6 protein-coding genes and 1 pseudogene are annotated in these 9496 nt (G+C 72.8%); 2 read left to right on the top strand and 5 right to left on the bottom strand.

Going from position 1 to position 9496, the window contains the following annotated elements:
- Together ACTIDRAF_RS0213170 and ACTIDRAF_RS0213175 are read right to left on the bottom strand one after the other, a co-directional pair.
- Positions 1–299, bottom strand: a pseudogene (locus tag ACTIDRAF_RS0213170) (DUF402 domain-containing protein); the annotation flags it as partial.
- 263 nt (positions 300–562) lie between these two features.
- Positions 563–1129 carry a ribonuclease FAU-1 family protein gene (locus tag ACTIDRAF_RS0213175; protein ID WP_016699203.1) on the bottom strand — a complete coding sequence of 189 codons (567 nt, stop codon included), beginning with the start codon at positions 1127–1129 and terminating at the stop codon, positions 563–565.
- Positions 1130–1386: 257 nt separating this feature from the next.
- On the opposite strand from ACTIDRAF_RS0213175, the gene ACTIDRAF_RS0213180 reads away from it, so the two are divergent.
- Complete coding sequence (locus tag ACTIDRAF_RS0213180) at positions 1387–2694, top strand: DUF5685 family protein (RefSeq protein WP_016699204.1); 1308 nt, start codon at positions 1387–1389, stop codon at positions 2692–2694.
- Between the two features lie 153 nt (positions 2695–2847).
- Entirely contained in the window at positions 2848–4998 is a 2151-nt protein-coding gene (gene uvrB / locus ACTIDRAF_RS0213185; RefSeq protein ID WP_016699205.1) for an excinuclease ABC subunit UvrB, read from the top strand.
- 323 nt (positions 4999–5321) lie between these two features.
- Here the strand turns inward: uvrB and ACTIDRAF_RS28710 are convergent, their stop codons facing one another.
- The 3 genes from ACTIDRAF_RS28710 to ACTIDRAF_RS0213200 form a co-directional block, all read right to left on the bottom strand.
- The gene (locus ACTIDRAF_RS28710) at positions 5322–6836 is read right to left on the bottom strand and encodes a carboxylesterase family protein (RefSeq protein ID WP_016699206.1); all 1515 of its coding nucleotides are present in this window, start codon (positions 6834–6836) and stop codon (positions 5322–5324) included.
- Positions 6837–6994: 158 nt separating this feature from the next.
- Positions 6995–7957, bottom strand: coding sequence for an ABC transporter permease (locus tag ACTIDRAF_RS0213195; RefSeq protein WP_016699207.1), 963 nt, complete (start codon positions 7955–7957; stop codon positions 6995–6997).
- Positions 7954–9496 (bottom strand): ATP-binding cassette domain-containing protein (locus ACTIDRAF_RS0213200; protein WP_016699208.1); only part of this gene is annotated, 1543 nt, incomplete at its 5' end. The genes ACTIDRAF_RS0213195 and ACTIDRAF_RS0213200, both read right to left, overlap by 4 nt.

Below are 9496 nucleotides of genomic sequence, written 5' to 3' on the forward strand. Positions count from 1 at the left end.
AGCGCCAGTTCGGCGTCGGCCGCGCGGAGGACGCGACCGGTCACCGCCGCCGCGAACTCGGCCGAGTTCACGATGCGGGGAGTCCGCCGACCCTCGAGGGCGAGCCCCAGGAGGAGGTCGGTGGTCCGCCAGGAGCGGTGGTCGTGGGTGACCCTGATGGCGGTCAGCAGGGTCGGTCCGCTCCTGGCGTGGCGTGACCGGGGTCGGCGGCGCTGGATCCGGATGCCCTGTGCGGGCAGGACCCAGCTGACCTCGGAGCTGGTGAACGGGTCGTCGGGTGTCGCGCTCTCGGTGCGCAAGCCCCAGTGCTCCACCCGACAGGTGGTGAGGTGGTGACGTGTTCCGGACGGGTAGTTTCGGACCGAGGTGATCGTGTCGACCACATCGACCAACTGCGGTGTGACAACGGCGCCCACAAGCTCAGAGGGTAGCCATCTCGCCGCACTTTGTGATGAGGAGAACATCGCCTTTCCGTGTCGATTCCGGAATCGTCCACCCGTGACTCCGCTCCGTTTCCGAATTGCGGGAGGAAACGACCCGGACAGCGGTTGACGAATTCCGGTCACCTGTCGGAGGAGGCGGTTGGCTCCCGCCAGGTGACGGTCACACCGGTGGACTGGAGCCAGGCGGTCACGTCGTAGCCGTGGGCGGCGATGCCGCTGACGGCCTGGTGCGCGGCGGTCATGGCACGTTCGGCGCTGTCGACGGGCAGCAGGTCGGCGCGGACGGCCGCGATCAGCTCGTCGGAGTCCAGCACCTCCACCCCGCGTCCGGTGCGGACGAGGATGTCGAGGTAGCAGTCACGGGTGTGCCAGTGCGCGGGGTCCTCCGGCGACCGAGTGATCTCGGCGACGTCGAGGTAGAAGTCGTAGTCGGCCTCCTGGCCGGGCCACCAGGTCCACCGGCTCAGTCGAATGCCGTGATCCGGTAGCAGCCACGATTCCAGGTAGCGGAAGCGGTGGTGGTCCACCACCTCCCTGGCGAGGTACAGACCGAACTCCTCGCGCCGGTACTCGTCGACGGTGCGGCGGAATCCCTTCGGATCGGTGTTGGTCATGGTTCTGGTGTCGAAGAGCTCGATCTTGGGCGCGTGGATGTGCGGGGCGGCGGTGGTGGTCTCGACGCTCATGCACCAATAGTGCACATCCGGGGAAGGGGGCGGAGGCGCCCTCGCCGTCCGCGTGGTCGGGTGCTCACCCAGGATGAACTGGCCGGCCGGCCTGCCCGGGCCGTGGGGGCCCCTTCCTCCTCCGTCAGTGCGAACAGGGCGTCCCCGGGGTGCTGGGGTAGGCGGCTTTTTGATTACAGCGTCCCCCGCATGGGTGAAAATGCGCTGGACTGTGCTCCCCGGCGCGGGAGGGACCCGCGACGGTCGTGGAGGGACACGTGTTCGGGATTCTTCGGCCCTGCCAGCACACCCTGCCCCCGGCGCTGCGCACCGCCTGGATGGGGCACCTGTGCGGTCTGTGCCTCGCGCTCCGTGACGCGCACGGGCACCTGGCGAGGGTCGCGACGAGCTACGACGGGCTGCTGCTGTCGGTCCTGTTCACCGCCCAGCTGCCACCGGAGGGGACGCGCGCGGCCCAACGGGCCGCCGGGCCCTGCGCGTTGCGCGGCTTCCGGGGTGCCTCGGTGGCGGTGGGCGCGGGGGCCAGACTGGCGGCCACGGTGTCCCTCGCGCTGGCCTCCGCCCGAATCCGGGACCACGTGCTCGACGGCGACGGCCACTACGCGCGCCGGCCGGTGCGCTCGGTCGCCGGTCGGGTGGCCGACCGCTGGGCACGTCAGGTCTCCGCCGCCGGCCGGGGCCTGCGGCTGGACACCGACTCCCTGCTGGCGGTCGTCGCGCACCAGGACGAGGTGGAACGGGACGCTCGACCGGGCTCCGACGTCCGCGTGGTGACGGCACCGACCGAAACGGCGACCGCCCAGGCCTTCGCCCACACCGCGGTGCTGGCCGGGATGCCGGGGAACGCCGACCCGCTGCGCGAGGCGGGCCGGATGTTCGGCCGGCTGGGGCACCTCCTGGACGCGGTCCAGGACCTGCCGTCGGACACCGCCAGCGGGGCGTGGAACCCGCTGACCGCCACCGCGACGAGCCTGGACCGGGCCCGTGAGCTCTGCGCGGAGGCGCTCGACGACCTGCTCGCCGCGCTGCGCCGGGTGACCCTCACCGACTCCCGCCTCGCGCACGCACTGCTCGCCCACCAGCTGCCCCGCTCGGTGCGCCACGCCTTCCGGGGGCACGTCGACGGGCCCCCGGCGGGACGCGAGGGGCAGGGCCACGGCCACCAGGGACGCACCACCCTGCCGGGGCTCCGGCACCTTCCTCCCGACCACGGTCATGACCGGCCGTACCAGGAGTACCCGGGGCAGGGACCGGGGCCCACCGATCCGCCCGACACCGGTGGCCCCGGCGGGCCGGGGGAGCGGTCGGGTGGTGGGGGTGGGAGCCGGTGCGGCTGCCCCCCGGTGCGGAATCCTCCCGTGCCCCGGGGTGTGCTCGCCGGATGCGGGTTGGCGCTGTGGATGACCTGCACCTGCCAGGTCTGCTGCCGTGACTCGTTCCCGGGCCCGTGGAGCGGCCAGCCCCGGACCGGTCTGTGCGAGAGCTGCGGTCCCTGCTGCGAGGCCTGCTCCTGCTGCGGCAACGGCTGCTCCTGCTGCGGGAGCTGCTCCTGCTGCTCCGACTGAGGCCGGGGTGGGGAGACCCACCCTCCTCGTGGCGGCGGCCACCGCGTCCGGACCCGCCGACGGGGTGAGTTGGCCCACCTGGTGGCGGAGGCCGCGCCCGGCCCAGCCCCCGGCGGGCCACCCCCGTCGGTGTTCCGGCCTACCCTCGTGGACGTGGGACACGCACCGATTACCGCCTCCTCCGCGTTCCGTCCGGTCAGCGACATCCCTCGCGCGGACGGGCGCTTCCGCGTCGTGAGCGACTACGAGCCCGCGGGTGACCAGCCGCAGGCCATCGCCGAGTTGGAACGGCGCATCCGGGCGGGCGAGAAGGACGTGGTCCTGCTGGGCGCCACGGGAACCGGCAAGTCCGCCACGGCGGCCTGGCTGATCGAGAAGGTCCAGCGCCCGACCCTGCTGCTCGCGCCCAACAAGACCCTGGCGGCTCAGCTGGCGAACGAGCTGCGCGGGTTCTTCCCGGAGAACGCCGTCGAGTACTTCGTCAGCTACTACGACTACTACCAGCCCGAGGCCTACGTCCCGCAGACCGACACCTACATCGAGAAGGACTCCTCGATCAACGACGACGTCGAACGGCTCCGCCACTCGGCGACGATGAGCCTGCTCACCCGGCGGGATGTCGTCGTGGTGGCCTCGGTGTCGTGCATCTACGGTCTCGGCACCCCGCAGTCCTACCTCGACCGGTCGATCCCGTTGCGGCTCAACGAGGAGGTCGACCGGGACGTCCTGCTGCGCGCGCTGGTGGACGTGCAGTACACGCGCAACGACCTGGCCTTCAACCGAGGCACCTTCCGGGTGCGCGGGGACACCGTGGAGGTGATCCCCGCCTACGAGGAGCTCGCCATCCGCATCGAGTTCTTCGGCGACGAGATCGACCGGCTCCACTACCTGCACCCGCTCACCGGAGAGGTGGTCCGCGAGGTCGACGAACTCCGCATCTTCCCCGCGACCCACTACGTGGCCGGGCCGGACCGCATGGAACGGGCGATCGGTGAGATCGAGGCCGAGCTGGCCACCCAGCTGGAGTCGATGGAACGGCGCGGGAAGCTGCTGGAGGCCCAGCGCCTCCGGATGCGCACCACCTACGACATCGAGATGATGCGGCAGGTCGGGGTCTGCTCCGGCATCGAGAACTACTCCCGGTTCATCGACGACAGGCCTGCCGGCTCCGCCCCGGCCACCCTGATCGACTACTTCCCCGACGACTTCCTGCTCATCATCGACGAGTCCCATGTCACCGTCCCCCAGATCGGGGGGATGTTCGAGGGAGACGCCTCGCGGAAGCGCACCCTGGTCGAGCACGGGTTCCGCCTGCCCAGCGCGCTGGACAACCGGCCGCTGAACTGGGAGGAGTTCGCCGACCGGATCGGGCAGACCGTCTACCTCTCGGCGACTCCGGGGCCGTTCGAGTTGGGGCAGACCGGCGGCGAGTTCGTCGAGCAGGTCATCCGCCCGACGGGCCTGGTCGATCCCGAGGTGCACGTCAAGCCCACCGAGGGCCAGATCGACGACCTGGTGCACGAGATCCGGTTGCGCACGGAGGCCGACGAGCGGGTGCTGGTGACGACGCTGACGAAGAAGATGGCGGAGGACCTCACCGACTACCTGCTGGAGCTGGGCATCCGGGTCCGGTACCTGCACTCGGAGGTGGACACGCTGCGCCGGGTCGAGCTGTTGCGGCAGCTCCGGATCGGCGAGTTCGACGTGCTGGTGGGCATCAACCTGCTCCGGGAGGGCCTGGACCTGCCCGAGGTGTCCCTGGTCGCCATCCTGGACGCGGACAAGGAAGGCTTCCTGCGTTCGGGTACGAGCCTGATCCAGACCATCGGCCGTGCCGCCCGGAACGTGTCCGGGCAGGTGCACATGTACGCGGACACGGTTACCGAGTCGATGCGGCGCGCCATCGACGAGACGAACCGGCGACGGGCGAAGCAGATCGCCTACAACGAGGAGCACGGCATCGACCCGCAGCCGTTGCGGAAGAAGATCGCCGACATCCTCGACCGCGTCTACACGGAGGCCGAGGACTCCGAGGAGGTCGTGCCGGTCGGGGGCTCGGGCCGCAACGCGTCCCGGGGCAAGAAGCCCGCCGGCGGCGCCGGTTCGGCCAGCGCCGGGGTGCTGGAGGACCGCGACGTGCGGTCGATGCCGAGGGCGGAGCTCGCCGACCTCGTCGCCCAGCTGACCGACCAGATGATGCAGGCCGCCCGTGACCTCCAGTTCGAGGTGGCGGCTCGGTTGCGCGACGAGATCGCCGACCTCAAGAAGGAGCTCCGGGGCATGGACGCGGCCGGCCTCCAGTGAGCTGACCCGCCGCTCGTGCTCCCCGCCCCCGCCACCGTCCGACCGGGGGGCGTCGGTCGGGGTGGGGGAGCACGGGCGACGTGAGGTGTCGAGCAGCGGTCGGCACGTCGGCGGCGGTCGCCCCCGTCGCTCCCGGCGGGGGCGTTCCCGGGCGGTCGTCGTGGGGACCAGCGTGGCCGGGAGGCGGCGACGCCGCCCCACTTCCCACACGAGGGGCGCGGCCCCGCCCGTCGCGGGTGGGGACACCGCCGGCGTTGTCGACGCGCGCCGACCGGTGGCCACCGCGCCGGCGCCGACCACCGGTGCCACCCGGCGCGAGCGGGTCAGCCGTCCGGCGACCGCGCGGGCCCGGTGAGGTCAGGTGGGGCCGGCCCCAGGGGGACGCCCTCCCACAGCGCGCGGCGTGCCGGGTCAGGAGCCTGGGATGCCCCGGCGTCGCCACCCCAGACCTCCACGGGGTCGGCGCCACCGGTGACCCGAGCCCAGCCCGGGTCACCGTGCGCGGCGAAGCGGAGGACCGAGCCGCCGACGTGCCGCGCCAGCCGGTGTTCGGCCGCTCCCACCGCGCCGACCAGGAAGTCCGTGCCGGGGGCGTCGAGGGTGCCGAAGAGGAAGGGCACGTCGGCGTGGTGCCAGGCCCGCACCCGCTGGCCCCGGGCGTCCCGGCGGCGGTCGAACACCGCCAGCCAGGCGGCACCGCCGGCGGCGGCCTGGTTCTCCACCAGCCTCGCCGCGTACTCGCGGTACCGGAGGTCCCCGAAGATCGTCAACCAGAGCTCCTCGACGGTCGCGTCGGGGAGCAGCCGCCGGTAGCCGGCGGGCAGGGCCGCCGGTAACCCGAGGTCGTCGGCGAACCGCGCGAGCGCGCGTTCGGTGCGCACCGGGTTCAGCCCGCCCACCGCGTGGAACAACCAGTACTCCTCGGTGGTGTGGGTGACCAACAGGGGTGTCCTGGCGGCCGCCCCCTCGGCCACTGACAGCAGCGGGTCCGCACGGAGCAGCTCGCCGTCGACCACCGGCCCGTACAGCACCGGGTCGTGCCGCCACCGCCCTGGCCAGCGGCCCGCCACGCAGTCACGCGTGACGAGGTCGGCCGCCCTGACCAGTGCCTCGGGCGGAGCGGTGCGGAGGTCGGCGGGCACCACGTTCGCGGCGGCGGCGATCCGGTCGGTCGCGGTGGCCGCCTCGGCACGGGAACGGAAGCCCTGCGGCGGGCTGTGCAGGACGGCCCGGTGGAACGGCGCGGGCCGGCGTGCGGTCGCCAGCGCCAGCACCGACCCCGCGCCGGCCGACTGGCCGGCGGCGGTCATCCGCGTCGGGTCGCCACCGAACTCGGCGATGTTGGCGGCCACCCAGTCCAGCGCCGCGAGCTGGTCCAGCAGGCCCCGGTTGTCCGGCACCCCGGGCAGGTGGCCGAACCCCTCGAAGCCGAGCCGGTAGTTCACGGTGACCACGACCGCCCCGGCGGCGGCGAGCCGCGCGCCGTCGAAGCCGGGCTGGGCGCTGGAACCGAAGGTGTAGGCCCCGCCGTGGAACCAGGTGAGCACCGGCCAGGGACCGCCGGAGGCGGGTGCCCACACGTTGAGCGTGAGGATGTCCTCGTCGGAGGACGTCCAGAGCGGCAGCCCGGCCAGCCGCGCGGACTGCGGCGCGACCGGTCCGAGGCGCAGGCAGTCCCGAACGCCCGACCAGGGCCGCCGAGGCCGGGGCGGGCGGAACCGGAGCGGTCCGAACGGCGGGTCCGCGTAGGGGATGCCGAGGTAGGCCCGTACTCCCGGGGCGGCTTCGCGACCCCGCACCCGACCTGTGGTCGTGGTGATCTCCTGCCGCACGCGCACGCTCCCGTCCTCGCCCGATGACCGGTGGTGCTCAGGATGTCACCCCCGGCGCCCGAAGGCGGGGCGGCCCGGGTGGGCCGGGCCGACGACGCAGGCCGGTTCGCCGAGGCCCGGGGCGGGCCGCGCCCGGTGCCGCCCCCGGCGTCGGCTGGTCAGCCTCAGCTCGTGATGTCCTTGCGGTCGAACACCTGGATGGCCAGCAGGACGAACACGGTGCCGTAGACGAGCGAGGTCAGGACGCCCCTGGCCATCTGGTCCCAGCTGATGTCCGTGCTCAGCAGGTCGAACCAGTCGTAGCTGTAGTAGGTGGGGAGGAACTGGCGCAGATCCCCCAACGCGGTGATCTGGTTGAGGATCTGGGACAGGATGCTGGCCATCAGCGCCCCGCCCACCGCCCCCAACGGGGTGTTCGTGGCGACGGTGAGCAGCAGGGCGAGGCCGGCCACCCAGGTGTAGAAGAGCACGAGGTAGCCGACGATCATCAGCAGCACGACGACGCCCCGGCCCATCGACACCGATTCGCCGGTGGGGCTGATCAGGGGGCCGTTGCCGTAGGCGAGGACCCCGACCAGCAGGGACACCGCCGGGAGGAGCAGGAGCGCGAACACGGTCAGCAGCGCTGAGACGATGGCCTTCTGCCGGAGCAGGCGGTGCCGGGGGATGGGGGCGGCCAGCAGGTACTTCAGGCTCGACCACGACGCCTCGCTGGCCACCGTGTCCCCGAAGAACAGGGCGACGACGATGACGAAGAGGAAGCTGACCGACACGAAGATCGAGAACAGCGCGAAGTTCACCCCGCTGCGGGTGGCGAGCTCCACGAGCCCCCCGCCGCTGACGTCGTCCTGGCCGATGCGGAACGCCAGCAGCAGGATCACCGGCAGTGCGACGAGCAGGCCGAGGGTGAGTTGGGTCCGGCGTCGCAGCAGCTGGCGTCGCAGTTCGACCCTGACCGGGAGGGTGTGGTTGGCGCGGTACCCGGCGATCGATCCGTCGGGGGACACCCGGCCGACCGGGTCCGGGTGCCGGTTCCGTTCCTCCAGCACGGCGGCCGCCTCGGCCGACGGGACGCTCCGGTGGCCCGGTGGCTCGCTCGAGGAGGTGTTCCGGGGTGGTTCGGTCACGGCGCGGACTCCTCTCCGACCATCTGGAGGAACGCGTCCTCCAGCCGGCCGGTGGGCCCGGCCTGTTCGACGGCGATACCGGCCCGCACCAGCTCGGTGACCGCCGCGCCCGGGCGCACCGGCCCCAGCAGTGCCTGCACGCTGTTGTCGTGGGTCTCGACCTCGGACACGCCGTCCATCGCGCTGAGCACCTGGGCCGCCCGTTCCGGCTGGTCGACGTGGAAGGTGTACCCGTGCCCGCCCGCGACGATGTCCCGGACCTCACCGGTGGCCATCACCCGGCCCCGGTGCATCACCACCAGGTGGGTGCAGGTCTGCTCCACCTCGGCCAGCAGGTGGCTGGAGACGACGACGGTCCGTCCCCCCGAGGCGTAGCGGCGCAGCACCTCCCGCATCTGGTGGATCTGGGGCGGGTCGAGCCCGTTGGCCGGTTCGTCGAGGACGAGCAGGTCCGGGAGTCCGAGCATGGCCTGCGCGATCGCCAACCGCTGCCGCATGCCCTGGCTGTAGGTGGACACCTTCCGGTGCACCGCGACGCCCAGCCCGGCGATCTCCAGGGCCTCCTCGAAGTGGGCGCTCTCCCGACCCCGCCCGGTGGCCGCCCAGTACAGGCGCAGGTTCTCCATCCCGGAGAGGTGGGGGAGGAAGCCGGAACCCTCCACGAACGCCCCGATCCGCGACAGCACCGGCGCGCCGGGCCGCACCAGGTGCCCGAACACCCGCACCTGGCCGGCCGTGGGGCGGATGAGGCCCATCAGCATCCGCAACGTCGTGGTCTTGCCCGCTCCGTTGGGGCCGAGCAGCCCGAGGACCTGTCCCCGTTCGACCCGGAACGAGACGCCGTCCACGGCGGTGAACCCGCTGGCGTAGCGCTTGCTCAGGCCTGAGATGACGATCGGCGCGTCCTCCAGGTCGGGGACCAGGTCCGTGGAGTGCCGCCGGCGCCACGCCGAGACCAGTGCGAGGACCACGCCGAGGCCGACCACCCCGCCAGCGCCGGCGAGCGCGCCCCAGGGGACCGGGGAGGTGGCGTGTTCGCCCCGGGTCGTGGGCAGGGCGAGGTCGGTGTTCTCCGCGATGCCGACCACGTGGGTGGCCGGCTCGGTGACGCTGGTGTAGGCCTGGTCGGTGGTGGAGATCGCGACCTCCAGCCGTTGGCCGCTGTCGACCGTGTAGGCGATGCCGGGCAGCGCGATGTCCACCTCGGTCGGGGTGCCGTCGGCCGGCAGGCCGGTGACGCGGACCGGGGAGACGCCCTGGCCCGGCAGGGTGCGGGTGCCGTTGGGGCTGACCTCGTAGAGCTTGGCGAAGAGCACGGCGGTGCCGGAGGTTGCGGTGCCCGGTGCCTGGCTGACCTGGACGCGGACCCGAGGGGTTCCGGTGATGGTGACGGCTTCGGGCAGCGGCTCCGAGGTGAAGCGGGCGACCTGGCCGGGCACGTCCCGGTGGAGGCGGCCGGCGACGTCGGGCTGTCCGCCGAGCACGCCGGACAGCCCGGGCAGGCCGGTGATGGCGGCGGGCTGTCCGCCCGCCGGGGGC

Origin of the sequence: Actinoalloteichus spitiensis RMV-1378 (assembly GCF_000239155.1) — a bacterium.
Lineage (GTDB): Bacteria > Actinomycetota > Actinomycetes > Mycobacteriales > Pseudonocardiaceae > Actinoalloteichus_B > Actinoalloteichus_B spitiensis.

Coding starts and splice junctions, on each gene's coding strand:
- ACTIDRAF_RS0213175 (WP_016699203.1), bottom strand. CDS start 1,129: ATGAGCGTCGAGACCACCACCGCCGCCCCGCACATCCACGCGCCCAAG.